Origin of the sequence: Oceanisphaera marina, from assembly GCF_014643915.1 — a bacterium.
GTDB classification, from domain to species: domain Bacteria; phylum Pseudomonadota; class Gammaproteobacteria; order Enterobacterales; family Aeromonadaceae; genus Oceanimonas; species Oceanimonas marina.
On record NZ_BMKE01000056.1, the window covers coordinates 1 to 1,580 of the forward strand.

Consider the following 1,580-nt stretch of genomic DNA (forward strand, 5'->3'; position numbering starts at 1 on the left):
CCCTGTGTGCCAACCTAAGCATGAACCAGCTGATTTTGAGTTAATATAGAAATCAGGGTGCTTTAGGAGACTGTTATGCCAAAGCCAATGACACACATTCAGCCCAATCCCAAGCTGGAAAAGCGGGGGCGTCGCTCATTCACTGTAGAGTATAAGTTGTCTATCCTACAGCAAGCCGATGCCTGTCAGCATGGGGAGTTAGGCCCTCTGTTAAGGCGTGAAAAGCTTTATTCAAACCAGCTAGCCCAGTGGCGTCGAGAGTTCGCCGAACAGGGCGTTGCAGGTTTGAATAAGTCTCAGCCAGGACCTGCTGCCACCAAAACAGCTGAGCAAAAGCGCATTGAACAGCTGGAAAAAGAACTGGAGCGTTTGCGCCGTCAGCTTGACGTTAAAGACAGCTGCATCTCGCTCCAAAAAAAAGCCTTGGCACTCATCGAAGCCTTAGAACAAGAGAGCTCGTCGCCATGATGATCGCAGAGTCACTACCCAGCGGTATGACAGAACGACTGGCCTGCAAGGTTCTGAACCTTTGTCGTAATACGGTGCGGTCAGCGCGTCGGCGGTTGAGCTTCATCGGTCCTCGGGAGCTCCCTTCACGTTGCAGAAAAGACGCCAGACAACCTAAGGCCCTGAATGCACACGAACAGCGGCAGGTACTGGAGGTATTGAACGACGAAAGCTACTGCAATCAGCCACCTATGCAGGTGTATCACAACCTGCTTCAACAGGGCCGATATCTGTGCTCGGTGAGCACCATGCATCGCTTGCTACGTAAACAAAACTTGCAGGGTGAACGACGCGCTCAGCGCGCCCCACAATCGAATCTGATGCCGCGCCTACTGGCAACAGCGCCCAATCAGGTCTGGACGTGGGACATTGCCAAACTACCGACGCGCAAGCGCGGTGAGTACTTGTCGCTGTACGTCATCATGGACTTGTTCAGCCGCTATATTGTCGCTTGGATGCTGTCCCGCAAGGAAAATAGTGCTCTGTCATCGCAACTGATTGACGAAGCTGCCCAACGCTACGATATCCTGCCGGGCCAACTTACGCTGCACCAGGATCGTGGGGTGCCCATGACCGCCCACTGTTACTTGGACTTGCTCTGTGAGCTGGCCATCACTGCCAGCCATAGTCGGCCCCGGGTGAGCAATGATAACCCGATGAGTGAAGCACAATTTAAAACACTCAAGTACCAGCCAGACTACCCGCGACGCTTTGATAACTATGACCACGCCATGCGCTGGTGCAACGATTACGTAGAATGGTACAACCACGAGCACCACCACAGCAGTCTTGAAGGGTTCACACCTGAACAGGTATTTACCGGCCGGCACTTAGACGTTGCCCAAGTGCGTCAAGCTGCTCTGGATGAAGCCTTTACTATGCACCCGGAACGGTTCAGTCGAGGACGCCCACTCGTTAAATTGCCGCCGCAAGAAGTGGCTATCAACCCAATACCGGACGATGCCGAACCATCCGTTACTGAGCAAGGAGTGAACTTCCCGACGCTGCAAAGAGCCATACTGAAAGCAATTTAATTGCTAAAAAGTTGGTTCAAGTGAGGTTGACACGTTCCG

2 protein-coding genes are annotated in these 1,580 nt (G+C 52.9%); both read left to right on the forward strand.

Annotated features, from left to right (window positions below):
* Positions 1-75: 75 nt before the first annotated feature.
* Positions 76-468, forward strand: a complete 393-nt coding sequence (locus IEW52_RS15510) for a transposase (RefSeq protein WP_188630987.1) — start codon at positions 76-78, stop codon at positions 466-468.
* Positions 465-1,541 (forward strand): IS3 family transposase, encoded by a 1,077-nt coding sequence (locus IEW52_RS15515; protein ID WP_188630988.1) that lies wholly within the window; start codon positions 465-467, stop codon positions 1,539-1,541. Before IEW52_RS15510 ends, IEW52_RS15515 begins: the two co-directional genes overlap by 4 nt.
* Positions 1,542-1,580: the final 39 nt, after the last annotated feature.